Origin of the sequence: Enterococcus sp. AZ079 (assembly GCF_050547255.1) — a bacterium.
GTDB classification, from domain to species: Bacteria; Bacillota; Bacilli; order Lactobacillales; family Enterococcaceae; genus Enterococcus_D; species Enterococcus_D casseliflavus.
Window position 1 is genome coordinate 2,020,456 of sequence record NZ_CP172955.1, and the last position, 16,041, is coordinate 2,036,496.

Below are 16,041 nucleotides of genomic sequence, written 5' to 3' on the forward strand. Positions count from 1 at the left end.
TCCTCCTTTTTCATTTGCTGCTTTTTGCTGAGTTTTCTGGAATGAGTTCAAGAAACCGTTGGATAAAAAATGCCCCTTCGTTTGTCCCCATTGACTCAGGGTGGAATTGAAGTCCTACGATCGGCTTTTGTCGATGCTGGATCGCCATGATGATCCCTTTTGTTTCAGCCAACACCTCAAATTGTGTAGGAAGGGTCGCTGGCTCAATGACCAGCGAGTGATAGCGCATGACAGTCATGTCTCCTAGGTAGGTTTCGAATACGCCTTTTTTCTGATACGTAAGGCTCGATTGCTTGCCGTGCATAATGGCTGGTGCTTGGACCACTTTGGCACCAAACGCTTCTCCAATGGCTTGATGACCTAAGCAGATCCCTAGAAGCGGCTTGCTATTGTGATATGTTTTGATCAAAGGAATCATAAATCCTGCCTCTGCGGGACGTCCTGGTCCTGGAGAAAAAATGATGGCTTCTGCTTCTTCAGCAACAAGGAAAAGGTCTGGATCATCATTTCGCAAGACGACTGTTTCTTCTGGACAGAGCTGGAGAAGATTGTAAGTAAACGAATCATAGTTATCGACGAGTAAGATCATTGGCTGACACCTCCAATAGTGCTTTGGCTTTGTGTAAGGTTTCGTGGTATTCAGATGAGGGATCAGAATCATAAACGACACCCGCCCCTGCCTGGACATAAGCGATCGCGTCTTTCAAAACCATTGTCCGAATCCCGATGGCAAAATCCGCTTGATCGTTTCGAGAAAAATACCCAACGGCTCCCGCATAGACCCCTCTTCGAACAGCTTCCCATTGATAGATGCGAGTCATGGCACGAATCTTTGGTGCCCCGCTGACCGTGCCTGCTGGCAGGGTTGCTTTCAAAGCATCCATTGCCGTCACACCTGCTCTGCGCTTGGCAGCCACCACCGAAACGATATGCATGACATAGCGGTATTTCTCGATCACCATGTATAAAGGAACATGAACCGTGCCATGTTCAGCGATTCGTCCCAAATCATTGCGCCCCAGATCGATCAGCATTTGGTGCTCTGCACGTTCTTTTTCATCTGCTAATAGTTCCGCCGCCAAAGCTTCGTCTTCTGCTTTGGTTGCCCCTCGTTTGCGGGTACCAGCGATTGGATTTGTGGTGATCGTTGTTCCTTGAACCCGAATCAAGCTTTCAGGTGAACTGCCGATCACTTTGAATCCGTGATCGAAATCAAGATAATAGAGGTAGGCAGACGGATTCGTCACTCGCAGTTTTCGGTAATAGTCAAAAGGATCTTGTGTAAATGCTGCTTGCAGACGTTGGGAAGGAACCACTTGAAACATATCCCCTGCCGTAATTCGGGCTTTTGCCTCACGAACGATCGTTTCATAGGCATGTTGGGTAACATTACTTGTAAAATGCAGCTTTTCATTCGATAACCCACGGGTCTCAGCTGCGACCGGTGTCCTTAATTGCTGCTGCACCGCTTGGAGTACCTGCTTCATCTCGGCGGTCCCCCTTTGGCTGTAGCAATTTTCAAGGATGATCGTCAAGGTTTCCCTTTGATGGTCCAAAACGAGAAAGGTTTCAAAAAGCCAAAAGGCCATATCAGGCACTTGTAATTCATCTGCGGGCAGTTGTCCAATGTCTTCATAGCAAGCAGCGATATCGTAACCCGCATACCCGATAGCCCCACTTTGCAACGGCAGATCAGATAAAGCGGTGGTTTCTTTTTTGACTACATACCGTTCCATTTCTTTTAAAGGGTCCTGACAGGGATACTTGTTGACCGTTTTTTCCAAAAGATCCTCCACTTGAAAAACACCATCTTTAAATGTCAGTTTCTGAACAGGATCAAAGGTGAGGATCGAATAGCGTCCGGTATCTTCTTCTCTGGGAATACTTTCCAGTAAACATTTATGCGCCCCTTGAATCCGTAAAAACACTGAGACAGGTGTCAAACAATCGCTGTTGATTCGTTCCATTCGATACATAAGCTGCTCCTTTCTTTGTAAACAAAAAGCCCTCAAGCAAACATCATAAAAACGTCTGCTTGAGGGCGAATGACCGCGGTACCACCTCAATTGAAAGTTGCCGAAAGAAACAACTTCTTCTCTATCAACCGTCTAACAACGGTCTTCCTCTATAACGGGAGTTCCCGCATTTTCCTACTGCCAAAAAAGGGTTCAAAAAATGATCGGCTAAGGCCATTTCCTTGATTTCTTGGTATCGGACTCTCATCACCGCCGACTTTCTGTAACCAAAAAAGACTCAAGTACTTCTCTTAGTTTGATTTTACGTTTATTTTTCTATTGGTTGAAGGGCAAGAAAAACAAAAAAGCCCTCATGCAAACAAACTCGTCTGCATGAGGGCGATTACTCACGGTGCCACCTCAATTGGTTCTCTAGATCGTCTATCAACGATCGTTCTCTGTAACGGGAGATCCCGAAAAAAGCCTACTGATTTCAGCCTTTCGACACAAAAGTCCATTTCTGAAGCGTCAATCTGCTGATTTGCACCACCATCAGCTCTCTGCAAGACGAACGTCCTCATACTTCTCTTTTGTTTGGTCTTTACTAGTTATTGGTAGCTATATTACGTGGCTTTTGCTGATCTGTCAACAGGAAAAAGCGAATTTTATTTTTTTGACTCCTTTTGACAATACAAGAAAACAACCTACAATGGGTTGCCTTAACCAAAATAAAAAGACATTCTTTAGGACAAAAATCTCCTTCACTTCTTTCAGCGTACTTTATTATAGCTGCCACTCTATTTAAATAATATTTGTTTTTTTATAACCCTTGCGTGAAGATCAAAGAGTGAAAACTTTGCTATAATTTTGCCAAAAAATCGACATTTATCCAAAATTTTCATAACATCATGAAAAAACAAAATTGTTATTTGAAATATTCTTCTATATGATTGAACCGAATGTAAGAAAGGGTGATTAAATGCACATAGACAAATTATATTTTTCCACCTTTATTTATAAAATGAGCTGCTTAGAATTTACTTACTCTCTCATTCAATCCAATGAGAAAAAAGTCGAATTATCCGAGGAAGAACAAGCAGAAATTGAATGGATCATCAATTCAGCGCTCCATCGAAAACTCTACGCCTCTCGCAAAAAGAGTCTTTTTTCCTCAAAAATAAAATTGTCGAAAGAAAGTTATTCTATGTATTTGTGAATGAAGAAATACGAACACATGATAGACCTCTAACCGTTAAAACACATAAAACAAACGCATTCCTTTAGACAGTTACTCAGAAGGTTGCCGATCCCATCTTTTTTAATAAAAAAAACATCATCCAGTGAATTGGAAATAGCAAAACTTGCCTTTTTCGTATAAAATCAAAAAGAACACGAAAGAGTTGTCTTTCATCAAAACAGTCAATGTGACTCTTTTGACCTTCAAGACTCGGAAAGGAAGTTTTTGTCATGGATGGGATGATGAAAAAAATCATTACGGAGAAGGATTTATTACGTCAGATCCTTCTCTTGGAACAACTGGCGAATCACAAAATGATCACTGCCAAGCAACTAGCAAAATTGATCGATACGACGGAGCGAACCGTTTTTTCCGATCTAACCTATATTCGCCAACAATTGCCTGATGGTTGGCAGATCGAAGCTGCCAGTAGTGGCTTTGCTCTGACCCATGATGGGCCATTGTTGATGAGTCAGCTCTGGGAAACGTTTTTCCCTCAATCGATCGGTGTTTCTTTGATGAAAGCATTGCTTTTTTCCAGCGAACTCCGTACGCAAGATATTCTTAGCCAAACAGGGACATCTTATGAGACCTTGCGACGACATGTGACAAAATTAAACAAAAGCCTTACTGATTTTTCGTTGCGGATTCGGATCACCAATCGCATGATCCGCTTTGAAGGAAGTGAGATCAACATCCGTGTTTTTTTTCATCGCCTGTTACTGCCATACACCCATAACAATTACTTTTTTGAGGAATATACGATTCATGAGTCCCACTATTATCATTTCTTGGATCGCTTAGCAAAAGCCAAGCTGCAGATCGAAGTGGAACAAATCTACGGTACCTGCTGGTTTTTTATCAATACGATTCGCATCAAAGCCAATTGCCGTATCGATTCCTTTGAATTTCAGGGGGACGATCCCCTTTATAGCCTTTTCCAACAGCCATTAAGCCAGCTGTATCAAAAAGAAGGCGTTTATTTAGAACGCAGCGAACACTTCTTTAGCTTCTACTGCTTCTTAGAAAGTTGGAACTACAATAACGACTGGTCCGCTACGATCCAAGCAACCCTTGAATCCTACCAAACTATTTATCAGAAAACGACCCATTTTGTTGGAAAACTAGACCGCTTGTTGCAGTTGTCTTTAGCTAGTGATACACAACTGATTGAGAATCTACTGTTGCTTTTAATCAAATCGCAAGAGTCAGCCAAGCTCTCAGAATTGTTCGGGCTAGAATTTCACGAGATCCAACGGTTAAATCAACCCTATTCGCTATCGATCGAAGCGACGATCCATGACTTTTTAGAAGAGCAAACAGCCAGTCAATCGGAAATGAGTTTTCCATTATGGTCAACCACCACCTTACTGATCCAACAAGCGATTTTACAAATCAATCCCATTCGCGCAAAAGGATATTTTGTTTTCCAAGGTGAGCCTGCCTGGAAAGCTTATCTCCTGCAAGAATTGAATGACTTCCTCGGTGCCCGCATCCTTTTATCGGCGATCGAGCCTGGTCAACTAGAAGCGTTGGCGAAAATCGAGGTTGATTTTATTCTCTCAAATTTCCCTTTAGAGGAAGTATCTGTTCCAGTTTTTTACTTATCGATGGTACCAACGAAAAATGAGCTCAATCAAGTGACTGAGCTCATCCAAAGCTATTATTTAAGTTATCACTAGAATCATCAAGCTGCCTTTATTGTTTCACTGGGGCGGCTTTTTGCCGTCCTTGCAACTTATTTGTAATAAATTTCTCACCTTCGACGACTGCGAAAAGGAGTGCGCCGTTAGCAGCGATACTCAACTGCTGCATCAAGGTCAAAGAACCGATCCCTAAAAGCTGGTGCCCAAGAGGGGTTAGGAAAATCGCTGCCTGCAATACGATCAGCAGTGCCAGGGAGACTAAGAGTGCTTTATTGGCAAAGAGTTGGCGATTCAAGGCTGGCTTGACCAGCTCACGACAGTTCAACAAGTAGACTGCTTGAGCAAAGACGATACTTTGCAGTAGCATGCTTTGCTGAAGGACCGTTCCTTCAAACTGAATCGCTAAGACGTAGGAAGGAATCATGATCAACAGCGAGACGTAGAAGATGCGGAACAGACTGTACCAAGATAAGATACCTTCTTTGATTGGCCGTGGTGGTCGATTCATGACATCCGCACTTGCCTTTTCAAAACCGAGTGCGTAAGAAAGCGTGATGGTTGTCACCATATTTACCCATAAAATTTGGACAGGTGTTAGTGGCAGTGGTCGGTTCAACAAGAGTGCCGCAATAACGATCAATCCTTGGGCAACCGCAGTTGGTAAGAAGAAGTTGATTGTTTTCTTCAAATTATCGTAGATTCGACGACCCACTCGGACGGCATTGGCGATCGTATGAAAATTATCGTCTGCCAAAACCATATCGGCTGCTTGCTTGGTTACTTCACTGCCTTTGATCCCCATAGCGATCCCAATATCGGCTTTTTTCAGCGCTGGTGCATCGTTGACGCCATCACCGGTCATTCCGACGATCTCTTCATTCACCTGCAAGGCACTAACGATCCGTAATTTATGCTCTGGGGTCGTTCGAGCAAAGATATCTGTCTTTTGGACTGCTTGCTGCAATTCTTCCTCCGACAGCAGATCGATTTCTAACCCTTTCAACACGTGATTCGTGTGCTTCAAGCCAATTTGCTTGCCGATGGCTTGAGCCGTCTTGCCATGGTCTCCTGTGATCATTTTGACTTGGATGCCCGCTTGCAAGCACTCTTTTACCGCTTTGATGGCACTGTCTTTCGGAGGATCAATGATACCAGCGATCCCGACAAAGGTTAAATTGGTTAGCCCTTCGTGGGACAAGGCCTCCTGTGCCGACAGCGTCAGATGCGCAAAGCCGATCAGCCGCTGCCCTTTCGCTGCTAATTTTGCACTTTCATCTAACCACCATTGCTTTTGATCTGAAGTCAGTTGGCTTTTCTCAAGCAACACTTCGGGCGCACCTTTGACAAAAACTACCGAGGCATTCGGCTCTTCTTGATTTTGATGGCGTGTTGCCATGTACTTGTAAGAGGAACTAAAAGGAATCTTATCGACTGTTTTACGCAATGGTTGCTGCGCTGATTCTGCGTATTGCAACAAGGCTTTTTCGGTTGGGTTCCCAACGAGATCCGCAGCCTTTTGTCCTTCGTCTTGCTTCAAGTCTTGACAATTTGCCATGATATCAAGCACCGTTTCTTTATCCATGTTTGACTCAACTAAAACATCGACGACCGTCATTTCATTTTTGGTCAAGGTTCCTGTTTTGTCTGAACAAATCACCGTCATGGCACCTAGTGTCTCCACTGATGGCATCGTTTTGATGATTGCTTGCTCCTCAGACATTTCCTTGACACCCATCGATAAAATCATGGTCAGCACGGCTGGCAAGCCCTCAGGAATCATCGCTACTACTAAGGCGATACCTGATGAGAACAAGAGATCAAGATCAAAGCCGTAGCGGAAGGTAGTAAAGAAGATCAAGAAAACCACTAATCCGATAATGCCTTTAAAGATTTGGTGATTCAATTGCTTCATTTTTTTGATCAACGGGGTTTCTTGCGCTTTCACAGACTGAATCGCTTGATTGATCTGGCCGATTTGCGTATCGTCGCCTGTTTCAACGACGATCCCGCTGGCAGTTCCGCTTTCTACATAGGTACCAGAAAACGCCATGTTCCGCTGGTCACCAATCGTACTTTCTTGAGTAATAGGCTCGGTCATTTTTTGAACAGGCTCAGATTCGCCAGTTAAAATCGACTCTTCAATCACAAGATCATGGGTTTCGATCAAGCGCATATCTGCTGGTACGACATCTCCTGGTCCTAAAACGACTAAATCTCCATTTACTAAGGAAGAAACAGAAATTTTCTTTTTGCAGCCGTGAACATAAATCGTTGCTTCTTGCCCCATGAACTGCTTCAATCCATCCAGTGATTCTTGGGCTTTGCGCTCTTGCCAGTAGCCGACGAATCCATTGATGACGACGACCGCCATAATAATGCCGCTTTCGATATAATCACCAGAAATCCCTTTTAAGACGGCTGCGACGATCAAGACCAACATCAGTAAGTCGGTAAAGTGCTTGCCGACTTTCTTCCATGTGGGGATCTGCGCTGCCTCAGTAATTTTATTTTCACCTTGCTTTGCTAAACGCTGGTTGCGTTCTTCGGAGGAAAGGCCCTGCCGTGATGTTTGCAACGTGTGTAATAGTTCTTCTGTTGTGTTTTTGTACCAATTCATATTTTTTTCCTCCTTGTTTATTTATTTGATCTGAACATAGTATAAGACATTGAAACCATAAAATTCTGGCGATAATTTCAGCCGAGCCTGAAAAAAATGATTGTTTTTATTAAAGGGGAAGAGCGGCTTGGTCGCGCGGTTTTATACAACTAAATGAAAACGTAAGTTGATTGTTTTTGCAGGTGGAATCAAGTAAACTAGGACACACCCAATCAATTGCTATCTGCCCCCATCATCCAAAGGCAAGATAGACGAAAGGAGCCAAAGAAATGGCAATCTATACCGATACAAAAATCGCTCAAGGACCTTTTCTTTTCATTTCTGGTCAAACGCCGTCGCAAGACGGAGCCACACCTGAGGACCCGCAAGAGCAAACAACCATCGTTTTGAAAAAGATCGAACAGCTTCTATCAGCCAATCAACTGTCCTGGTCATCAGTGGTCAAAATGACCGTCTTTTTAACAGATGCTGCCTACTTAGCTGCTGTCCGTACGGCGTTTACAACTATTTTGGCAGAAAACAAACCAGCCATGAGTCTCGTCATCGTTGCCGGCTTGGTTGCCCCTGAATTTAAAGTAGAGATTGAAGCACAAGCTACCATGGCTTAAGCACAGAGAAAAACACCAAAAAAACTTCGTACAAAAGGCAGTAGCCAATACGAAGTTTTTTTGGTGTTATCTTCTTATTCAGTCCTATGTGAAGTGTCTGATTCAGTCTTTTTTTGCCACTGCTCCACAAAACTAGCGATGGCTTGAGCAGTCTGTTGAGCATTCACTAAGGTTCGCTTTTTCTCCATCGCTTCTGTCAACGAAATCGGACCTTGCTGGATACAAAAGACGGCAGATAATAGTTGCGGCAGTTTTCCTAGATCGTCATTTCGAGAGCCGCAGATGGCAACAACCGGGACCTGATGTTCGTGGGCGAGCAACGCGACACCATAGGGTACTTTTCCCCCAGCGGTTTGCCCATCGATGCGTCCTTCGCCGGTGATCAATAAATCTGCTCCTTTGATTTTTTCCTCAAATCCAACCAATGAAGCGATCGTCGCAAATCCTGGAACCAATTGTCCACCTGCCAAACGAATAGCACCACCAAGCCCACCTGCCGCACCAGCGCCAGGGACTTCCAGATCGATCCCCGCGGTCCGCTTGATGTGCTCAGCCAAGCGCTTTGCCTGCTGATCCAACTGCTGGATCGTTTCTTGGGATGCCCCTTTTTGCGGACCAAAAACCGGCGCAAATCCCTGATTGCCAAAATAGGGATTCGTTACATCGGCCAATGCAAACAGGTCAATTTGTGCAAGCAGAGGGTTCAACTGGCTGAGCGCCAGAGATTCTGCTTGCAGCAAAGGATTGTTTTCCATCCGCTCGTTTCTTTGAATGGTTGCTCCTAGCGCAAGTAAAAAGCCTACGCCCCCATCAGAAGTGCCGCTACCGCCAAGGGTCAGGTAAATTTTTTTCACACCTCGCCTGCAAGCTGCTAAGACCATTTGGCCTAAACCAAAAGAAGAGCTATTGCGGGTGGTCTCGTCACTAGGTTCCACGAGTTGCAACCCAATCACTTCTGCAGATTCAATCAGGGCAATTTTTTCTTCCTTGATTTTTGTGACCAACATACGGGCTTGCAACTTACCGCCTAATGGAGCGGTCACTGAAACCGTTTCGTAATTGCCTCCCAGCGCAGCAATGACTGCTGCCATTGACCCTTCTCCCCCATCAGCGATTGGGATACTGCGTGTTTCCCACTGGTCTGAAAACCCGCTTAAGACCGCTTGATTTAGTTCTGCGGAAGTGGCACTTCCTTTGAAGGAATCGATCGCTGCTACAACTTTCATTTTTCTACCTCTCATTTACGATCATCTCTTTCCCAAAGATTGGAATACTTCGCCTTATAATCAACTTTTAGTTAATTAAATCAACCAAAAATTAACTAGCAATCCATTGTAAGTCATCTCTTCTCCTCTTATGATAGAAGTATACCAAACAAACCTATCGGAGGTGCACTATGGACTTACCAATTGGCGAGGAAATCGCTCGGAGAAGAAAACAACGAGGTATTACCCAGCAAGAATTAGCAGTGTTTATGAATGTGTCCAAAGCATCCGTTTCGAAATGGGAAACGGGACAGTCTTATCCAGATATCACCTCGCTGCCCTTATTAGCAGCGTATTTTGATTGCAGCGTCGATGAATTATTGATTTTGGACTCGCAGCTATCACCTAAAGAGATCCAGCGAATCTATCAATTATTAAAAGACGCCTTCCAAACAAAAACACCAACGGAAGTTCTCGCTCTTGCTCAAAGTTTTACCAAACGGTATTACTCTTGTTATCCATTCTTATTACAAATGGGGTCCTTTTACTTGAATCATTGGGATCTGTTGCCGGATGTCCCCGTAGAATGCGTCCCGAAAGGGCAAACTTACGAAGACGCTTTGATGGAAGCAAAGAAAAATACCTATTTGAAGGAAGCAGAAACCCTGTACCAACGGATCATGGACCAAGGAGACAGTGAGCTGGCACAACAAGCGAAACAGATCGATGCTTATTGTCTTCTGATGAGAAACAAGCCAGAAGAAGTCTTGGCGATCCTTGGCACGAAAACTCTCTCTTTTTTACCTAGCGAACCGTTGATTGCCGCAGCATTTCAGCAAAAAAATCAGTTGCAACAAGCTGAGATCGTTACGCAAAGTGCGATTTACCAGTACTTAATTATTTTTATGAGTTTGCTAACGAATTATTTAGCAATGCTCACACAAGACGAGGAGCAACTGGAAAAAACCTATGCACGTGGACTGGCACTCAGCGAGAGCTTCCAACTGGCCAGGCTACATCCTATTTCTGTGCTGAACTTTTTAGCCGCTGGAATGGTTTCGTTTGCAGCTTTAGGAAAAGAGGACTTACTAGCAGATGCATTAGCAAAGTACGTCAAAACAATAGCAACAACACCTGAAGAAATCGTTTTAAAAGGGGATGATTATTTTCACGATATCGATGAGTGGATCAGCGAATTAGAATTAGGCAGTCAGATCCCTCGAGACTCCAGCAGTGTCAAAAAACAATTTCTTGAGTTAGCACAGTTGACACCATTTTTCGAACCGTATCAAGAAAAACCGCCATTTAAAGAATTATTTCAGCAGCTGCAAAAACTGTCCGAACAAGAAAATGAGCCACAAAGGAGGGCTTCACATGAATAGTGTTTCACTAAATATACCAGAAAATATGTCTGATTATTTGCCCGTACTGATCCCCTTGATTGTTTTGCAATTGGTCTTGATCATCTTGGCGGTTCGCGATATTTTAAAACAAGAACAATTTAAATTCGGCTCCCGCATTCTTTGGCTTTTCATCGCCTGTTTTGTTAGCCTGATCGGTCCTATCCTTTATTTTGCTTTCGGAAAAGAGGACCAACAATGAAGATGATCGAGATCAACCATTTATCCAAGCGTTTTGGGCGCAAACAAGTGCTGCAAGACCTAACCTTTTCGGTTCCAAAGGGCAGCGTTGTGGGGTTTGTCGGGGAAAATGGTGCTGGCAAAACAACGACCATGAAGGCGATTTTAGGATTGCTCCCCATTGATGAAGGCGAAATCACCGTTTGCGGCGAAGTGGTGCAATTCGGCTCAGCCAAGACCAATCGCTGGATCGGCTATTTACCAGATGTACCGCAGTTTTACTCGTTTATGACAGCTGTAGAATATTTGACTTTCTGCGGAAAAATTCAGCCAAATAAAGAATCTTTTCAGCCTCAGCGAGTGATGGAAGTCTTAGAGTTGGTAGGCCTGAAAGCTTCGAAACAAAAAATCGCTGGCTTTTCTCGCGGCATGAAGCAACGTCTAGGGTTAGCCCAAGCTCTGATCAACCGCCCCGCCATCTTGATTTGTGATGAACCAACATCCGCACTAGACCCTCTAGGACGCAAAGCATTTCTTGATGTATTGGAAAAAATCAAAGAAGAAACGACAGTGCTTTTTTCCTCTCATATTCTCGCAGATGTCGAACAGCTGTCAGATTATATTGCGATTTTGCACAAAGGTCAGATCCGTGCGTTCGAAACGATGGATTCCTTAAAAAACCGTTATCGAAAAACCGTCTTTGGGATTGTCTTTACCGACGAAGGTGACCATTTAAAATTTGCCAAAGTGTTAGCAATCCACGGCATATCGGCAAAAAGAAAGAACAATCAATTACTGATCGATGAACAAACTGGAACCAATATCGGTTCACAGCTGCTACAATTGCTGAACGAACAACACATTGTCCCAGAATCCTTTCAAAGAATCGAACCATCGTTAGAGTCGATTTATTTGGAGGTGATCAAATGAATGCGTTTCTTGTTTTCTTAAAAAAAGAGTTTCTCGGCGGTATTCGCAGCAAAAAACTACTGATTTGCTTGATCCTGTTTGCCCTGATTGGTATGCTTTCTCCCTTTACTGCCAAAATCATGCCAGAACTGATGGCCAGTATGATGCCGGAATCGATTGAAATCACGATTGCTGATCCGACATCGATCGATGCGTGGCTTCAGTTTTACAGCAACATCGGCACGATTGGCCTGCTAGTATTTGTGATTCTTTTTACCGATACGCTCTCAGCCGAAATAAATCAGGGTACCTTTATTCAGCTGATCACCAGAGGCTTACCAAAAACCACGATCGTCTGTGCCAAAGCTTGCTATTTAATGATTCTTTGGTCTTTGAGTTACCTCCTAAGTGCCAGTGTCAGTGCTTTTTATACGATGATTTATTTCGATGATTCCAGCGCTGCTCAAGTCCCTAGCGCTTTGGTCAGCTATTGGCTTTTCGGTTTACTAGCAATCAGCATCCTGCTGCTAGGTTCCAGCTTTGCTAAAAGTATCTATCAAGGTTTGTTGTTTATTGGCGTCTGTTATCTGATGGGCATGTTAGGCAACCTATGGAGTCAAGTAACAAACTGGAATCCATATTCCCTTTCCAGCCAATTTCCTAACTACTTAACCGACCAAATCAAACTAGGGGAACTGCTGCCAGCACTGTTGTTAACTTGCTTTTTGATCATCGCTTGTTTGACTGGTTCCATAGCTGTTCTAAGAAAAAGAAAATATTAAAAAACATCGGTGCAGATTTTTTGCACCGATGTTTTGCTTCTGAAATGTTACTCTATTTTGCTGTTCCTTGGACTTTCACAGATTTCTTGGCCTGCATTTTTTGTTCGATTCTCATGAAGAGCCGCATGAAGAAGGCAATCAAGTAGATTGAAAAGGCAGAAATAAGTGCTTCTTGCCAAGAAAAGATCAGAAGGTTCAATAAGATGATGATCAAATTGGTTAAGAAAACCCCACTAGATCTGCGAATGCCATAGTATTTTTCCAAAATTAGTGGCGGAATCGTCACGCCGCCATTAGACGCACCAATTTTGTAGAGCGAAAAGATGCCGAAGCTAAAGAAGAAACTACCTAAAATCAATGAGATGGAATAAAAGCGCAGCAGCATAATTTCTGGTAAAAGTGCTAGAAGAACGGGAAATGCCAAACTACCGATAACCGTATTGACAAAGACCTCTCGTTTCAAAAGTAAAAACGCAAGGGCCAGCATCAATAAATTTATACCCCAGACAACGATATGGCGATTGATCGACCAGCCAGTTTCGATGAGGTAGCCAATCGACCCGACGCCGGCAGAAGCAATGCTGTGAGGTAAAAGGAAGAAGTTTAATGCGATGCAGATCCATAGCACCCCAAGCAATAAAGCAAGATTTTTTTTGATAAGTGTTTCCATCAACGTTCTCCTTTCGATCTGGCAACTATTTTTATGTATAAAAGCTTCTGTCTATTCTATCAAAAAATTTGTAAAAGAAAGAACCAATTTTTTCATGAAAACATGAAAAAATTGATTCTGACCTTCAAGAAAGTATTCTGCTATTTTTTCATTCCTTTAAGATTGCTGTTAAGCTGCACAGCAATCACAAGCGGAAAGGATTTCTTCTACAATAGATTCCCGCCATGCTCTTCTATTCGCCATACATTTCTTCTCTGACGGCAAATGAACAAAGTAAACCGACAATTCTGATCCTTTAATAAATTGATAGGACATCAAGCGATTTTTTTGCTGCAAAAGCAGCTGATGCTTTTTCGGGGAAAGGGAAAGATCAGTTGCGGACACCAATTGCTTTAATACATCTGGATGACAAAGGTTTCTTTCTGGTGCGACACTGATCAATTGGCTGACCTCTGCTAATTTCATCGCCTCGATCACCCGCAGCGTTGCCCGCGGATCATGGATATCCGTCAAAAAAACCGACTGGCAACCCTGCAATGCCCGTACGAGTCGTCCTAAATCGAGAAAGTCACCATCAATGATCGTCTCACGCGCAGCATCAATCTGTTGCAAACGCTCCGTTGCCTGGCGGGCATAGAGTACTAGGGAGAAATTGGTTCTTTCTAAAAGTGTTTGGCGTGTCAGCTGCCCAATCGTTCCAGCAGCACCTAAAATCGCAACTCGTTTCATAAGCTTCCTTTCTATTGGATTCCATTGAGCAGAACGTTTCAATTTCCATAGTAGCGAATTCAGTCATTAAGACTTAGTGACCAAATTGGCTTTTCGTTGACGCAATCGTTCTTCTGTCGGCAGAACATGCTCGTCGTAATGTTCTAGTTTGTATTCTAAACGTTCAACAGCTTCCGTCATATCTGAGATTTTCTCCCTGAGTACCGCAATTTGTTCTGCTAAGAGCTGCTTGCGCTCAGGAACCGTCCCTCGCCCTTCTTCAAATAAAGCCAGGTAATGACTCAACCCATCAATCGATAGTCCAGCGTTTCGCATTTGTCTGGTAAAGGTGATCCATTTTAAGTCGTCATCATCAAATTCACGAACACCGTTTTTATTGCGTTTGACCGGCGGAATCAGCCCAATTTTTTCATAGTAACGGATGGTATCAGCTGAGACACCGCTCAGTTCACTGACTTTTTTGATATTCATGGCTTCACTCCCTTTGTTTCGCGTTTTTTCTTCCTCATTCGCGGTGTATTCCCTCTTTAATCAAGGAGCCGCTTTTGACTGTGTCTGATTATTCCGCTCCTACCACTGCATGAGGCAAGTAAGGCTCTTCCAAATAAGCAATCTCTTCGGCAGTCAGCTTTAGATCAAGGGCAGGTAAAGCATCCAATAAGTGGCTTTCTTTTGTTGCGCCAATAATTGGTGCGACCACTTGTTCTTTTTGCAATAACCAAGCCAAGGCGATTTGCGACCGTTTGCTTTGGTGATTATCAGCGATCTTTGCGACTCGTGCCACGATCTCCCGGTCTTGTTCCATCGTTTTGTCGTACTTTTGATTGGCGGTTTTATCCGTTAAGTACCGTTTGGTCTCTGCACCCCAATCTCTTGTTAAACGTCCAGCAGCCAAAGGACTATATGGCGTCACGGCAATTTTTTGATCGGCACACAAGGGCATCATTTCTCGCTCTTCTTCTCGATAAAGCAAGTTTAAGTGATTTTGCATCGAAACAAATTTGGTCCAGCCATTTTTCTCTGCAACTGCTTGTGCTTTGGCAAATTGCCAAGCATACATCGCGGATGCACCAATATAGCGCACTTTTCCAGAAACCACCAAATCATGTAATGCCTTCATGGTTTCTTCAATTGGCGTGTGGTAATCCCAACGATGGATGATATACAAATCAATGTAGTCCATTTGTAGGCGTTTTAAGCTTTGTTCGACTTGATAAAAGATCGCTTTTCGAGACAGCCCTCCACTGTTTGGCCGTTGCTTCATTTTTGAATACAGTTTTGTGGCAACCACGATCTCATCCCGCGGAGCAAAATCATTCAATGCTCGACCGACGATTTCTTCGCTCGCTCCATAAGAATAGACATTTGCCGTATCAAAAAAGTTAATGCCTAGATCCAAGGCTTTTTTGATGACTTCGCGACTATCCGCTTCTTCTAACACCCACTCATGAAAGCCACTATTGGGATCGCCAAATCCCATTGTCCCTAAACATAATGGTGACACATCAAGTCCCGTATTGCCAAATTTTACATAGTTCATTTGCTCGTCCTCCTGTTTTTTAAGTTACACTAAGCATACAGGTTGAAGTGCACTCTAAGTCAAGCGAATCAGCAAACTTTTTTTCATTTTACTCGCAAATGACTCAAAAGGACATGCTTTTTGTCGTGCGTTTCATTTCGAATCAGCTTTTGGTACATTAAAGATAAGTATCGATACGCTATCTAGCTGAGAAAAAGGAGCGGAAGATTTTGACTTGTATTTTTTGTACTGCCTCAAAACATGCGATCATTGAAAACGAACGCTTTTATGCGATCTTTGATAAGTTTCCCGTCACCCCTGGACACCTGCTATTGATCCCCAAAGAACATCGAAGGGATTATTTTGCCCTCACCCAAGAGGAATTACAAGACTTGCAGGCTTTGTTGCAGGAAGGCAAAGCCTATTTGTTGGAAACCTATCGACCAGACGGCTTCAACATCGGCTTCAATTGCGGGGAGGCTGCCGGACAGACGGTCTTTCATTGCCGGCTCTATAATTTATGGGACTGATGAATCAGAATTGATTCTTCAGCCCCATTTTCATTTTAGGTATTAAAAAACATA

The 16,041-nt window shown here is 43.4% G+C and carries 15 protein-coding genes and 2 other annotated features; of the genes, 7 read left to right on the forward strand and 8 right to left on the reverse strand.

Annotation, left to right across the window (positions count from 1 at the left end; genetic code table 11):
- Positions 1-10 precede the first annotated feature (10 nt).
- Positions 11-589 (reverse strand): anthranilate synthase component II, encoded by a 579-nt coding sequence (locus IGJ15_RS09720; RefSeq protein WP_010747970.1) that lies wholly within the window; start codon positions 587-589, stop codon positions 11-13.
- Positions 570-1,976, reverse strand: a complete 1,407-nt coding sequence (trpE, locus tag IGJ15_RS09725; protein WP_010747969.1) for an anthranilate synthase component I — start codon at positions 1,974-1,976, stop codon at positions 570-572. Before trpE ends, IGJ15_RS09720 begins: the two co-directional genes overlap by 20 nt.
- Before the next feature lie 58 nt (positions 1,977-2,034).
- Positions 2,035-2,281, reverse strand: a binding site (T-box leader).
- 66 nt (positions 2,282-2,347) lie between these two features.
- Positions 2,348-2,560, reverse strand: a binding site (T-box leader).
- An 862-nt stretch (positions 2,561-3,422) separates the two neighbouring features.
- Between trpE and IGJ15_RS09730 the strand changes: the two genes are divergently transcribed.
- Complete coding sequence (locus IGJ15_RS09730) at positions 3,423-4,874, forward strand: helix-turn-helix domain-containing protein (RefSeq protein WP_010747967.1); 1,452 nt, start codon at positions 3,423-3,425, stop codon at positions 4,872-4,874.
- A gap of 16 nt (positions 4,875-4,890) precedes the next feature.
- Here IGJ15_RS09730 and IGJ15_RS09735 read toward each other — a convergent pair whose 3' ends face one another.
- Positions 4,891-7,455: an HAD-IC family P-type ATPase gene (locus tag IGJ15_RS09735; RefSeq protein WP_430599039.1), complete on the reverse strand. Its 2,565-nt coding sequence runs from the start codon at positions 7,453-7,455 to the stop codon at positions 4,891-4,893.
- Positions 7,456-7,724: 269 nt separating this feature from the next.
- Here IGJ15_RS09735 and IGJ15_RS09740 point away from each other — a divergent pair, with 269 nt between their 5' ends.
- On the forward strand, positions 7,725-8,063 hold the full coding sequence (locus tag IGJ15_RS09740) for a RidA family protein (protein ID WP_010747965.1): 339 nt from the start codon (positions 7,725-7,727) through the stop codon (positions 8,061-8,063).
- Between the two features lie 74 nt (positions 8,064-8,137).
- On the opposite strand, the gene IGJ15_RS09745 is transcribed toward IGJ15_RS09740, so the two are convergent.
- Positions 8,138-9,289: a glycerate kinase family protein gene (locus IGJ15_RS09745; RefSeq protein WP_010747964.1), complete on the reverse strand. Its 1,152-nt coding sequence runs from the start codon at positions 9,287-9,289 to the stop codon at positions 8,138-8,140.
- A gap of 170 nt (positions 9,290-9,459) precedes the next feature.
- Here IGJ15_RS09745 and IGJ15_RS09750 point away from each other — a divergent pair, with 170 nt between their 5' ends.
- The 4 genes from IGJ15_RS09750 to IGJ15_RS09765 are packed head-to-tail and all read left to right on the forward strand — an operon-like array spanning position 9,460 to position 12,539.
- Complete coding sequence (locus IGJ15_RS09750) at positions 9,460-10,650, forward strand: helix-turn-helix domain-containing protein (RefSeq protein WP_430599040.1); 1,191 nt, start codon at positions 9,460-9,462, stop codon at positions 10,648-10,650.
- Positions 10,643-10,870, forward strand: a complete 228-nt coding sequence (locus tag IGJ15_RS09755; protein WP_010747962.1) for a PLD nuclease N-terminal domain-containing protein — start codon at positions 10,643-10,645, stop codon at positions 10,868-10,870. Before IGJ15_RS09750 ends, IGJ15_RS09755 begins: the two co-directional genes overlap by 8 nt.
- Positions 10,867-11,778 (forward strand): ABC transporter ATP-binding protein, encoded by a 912-nt coding sequence (locus IGJ15_RS09760; RefSeq protein WP_010747961.1) that lies wholly within the window; start codon positions 10,867-10,869, stop codon positions 11,776-11,778. The genes IGJ15_RS09755 and IGJ15_RS09760 overlap by 4 nt, the downstream gene beginning before the upstream one ends.
- Positions 11,775-12,539: an ABC transporter permease gene (locus IGJ15_RS09765; protein WP_010747960.1), complete on the forward strand. Its 765-nt coding sequence runs from the start codon at positions 11,775-11,777 to the stop codon at positions 12,537-12,539. Before IGJ15_RS09760 ends, IGJ15_RS09765 begins: the two co-directional genes overlap by 4 nt.
- Positions 12,540-12,591: 52 nt before the next feature.
- Here the strand turns inward: IGJ15_RS09765 and IGJ15_RS09770 are convergent, their stop codons facing one another.
- The 4 genes from IGJ15_RS09770 to IGJ15_RS09785 all read right to left on the reverse strand — a co-directional run bounded on the left by IGJ15_RS09770 (position 12,592) and on the right by IGJ15_RS09785 (position 15,478).
- Positions 12,592-13,209 (reverse strand): YitT family protein, encoded by a 618-nt coding sequence (locus IGJ15_RS09770; RefSeq protein WP_008378566.1) that lies wholly within the window; start codon positions 13,207-13,209, stop codon positions 12,592-12,594.
- 168 nt (positions 13,210-13,377) lie between these two features.
- Positions 13,378-13,938, reverse strand: coding sequence for an NAD(P)H-binding protein (locus tag IGJ15_RS09775; RefSeq protein WP_430599042.1), 561 nt, complete (start codon positions 13,936-13,938; stop codon positions 13,378-13,380).
- Between the two features lie 66 nt (positions 13,939-14,004).
- The gene (locus tag IGJ15_RS09780) at positions 14,005-14,409 is read right to left on the reverse strand and encodes a MerR family transcriptional regulator (RefSeq protein WP_005235261.1); all 405 of its coding nucleotides are present in this window, start codon (positions 14,407-14,409) and stop codon (positions 14,005-14,007) included.
- A gap of 88 nt (positions 14,410-14,497) precedes the next feature.
- On the reverse strand, positions 14,498-15,478 hold the full coding sequence (locus IGJ15_RS09785; RefSeq protein ID WP_005235260.1) for an aldo/keto reductase: 981 nt from the start codon (positions 15,476-15,478) through the stop codon (positions 14,498-14,500).
- A gap of 209 nt (positions 15,479-15,687) precedes the next feature.
- On the opposite strand from IGJ15_RS09785, the gene IGJ15_RS09790 reads away from it, so the two are divergent.
- A complete protein-coding gene (locus IGJ15_RS09790; RefSeq protein ID WP_430599043.1) occupies positions 15,688-15,987 on the forward strand; it encodes an HIT family protein in 300 nt (99 codons plus the stop codon).
- Positions 15,988-16,041 lie beyond the last annotated feature (54 nt).

Bases quoted from the DNA above. Each gene is read 5' to 3' on its own strand.
- IGJ15_RS09720 (WP_010747970.1), bottom strand. From the start codon at position 589: ATGATCTTACTCGTCGATAACTATGATTCGTTTACTTACAATCTTCTC.
- trpE (WP_010747969.1), bottom strand. From the start codon at position 1,976: ATGTATCGAATGGAACGAATCAACAGCGATTGTTTGACACCTGTCTCA.
- IGJ15_RS09730 (WP_010747967.1), top strand. From the start codon at position 3,423: ATGGATGGGATGATGAAAAAAATCATTACGGAGAAGGATTTATTACGT.
- IGJ15_RS09735 (WP_430599039.1), bottom strand. From the start codon at position 7,455: ATGAATTGGTACAAAAACACAACAGAAGAACTATTACACACGTTGCAA.
- IGJ15_RS09740 (WP_010747965.1), top strand. From the start codon at position 7,725: ATGGCAATCTATACCGATACAAAAATCGCTCAAGGACCTTTTCTTTTC.
- IGJ15_RS09745 (WP_010747964.1), bottom strand. From the start codon at position 9,289: ATGAAAGTTGTAGCAGCGATCGATTCCTTCAAAGGAAGTGCCACTTCC.
- IGJ15_RS09750 (WP_430599040.1), top strand. From the start codon at position 9,460: ATGGACTTACCAATTGGCGAGGAAATCGCTCGGAGAAGAAAACAACGA.
- IGJ15_RS09755 (WP_010747962.1), top strand. From the start codon at position 10,643: ATGAATAGTGTTTCACTAAATATACCAGAAAATATGTCTGATTATTTG.
- IGJ15_RS09760 (WP_010747961.1), top strand. From the start codon at position 10,867: ATGAAGATGATCGAGATCAACCATTTATCCAAGCGTTTTGGGCGCAAA.
- IGJ15_RS09765 (WP_010747960.1), top strand. From the start codon at position 11,775: ATGAATGCGTTTCTTGTTTTCTTAAAAAAAGAGTTTCTCGGCGGTATT.
- IGJ15_RS09770 (WP_008378566.1), bottom strand. From the start codon at position 13,209: ATGGAAACACTTATCAAAAAAAATCTTGCTTTATTGCTTGGGGTGCTA.
- IGJ15_RS09775 (WP_430599042.1), bottom strand. From the start codon at position 13,938: ATGAAACGAGTTGCGATTTTAGGTGCTGCTGGAACGATTGGGCAGCTG.
- IGJ15_RS09780 (WP_005235261.1), bottom strand. From the start codon at position 14,409: ATGAATATCAAAAAAGTCAGTGAACTGAGCGGTGTCTCAGCTGATACC.
- IGJ15_RS09785 (WP_005235260.1), bottom strand. From the start codon at position 15,478: ATGAACTATGTAAAATTTGGCAATACGGGACTTGATGTGTCACCATTA.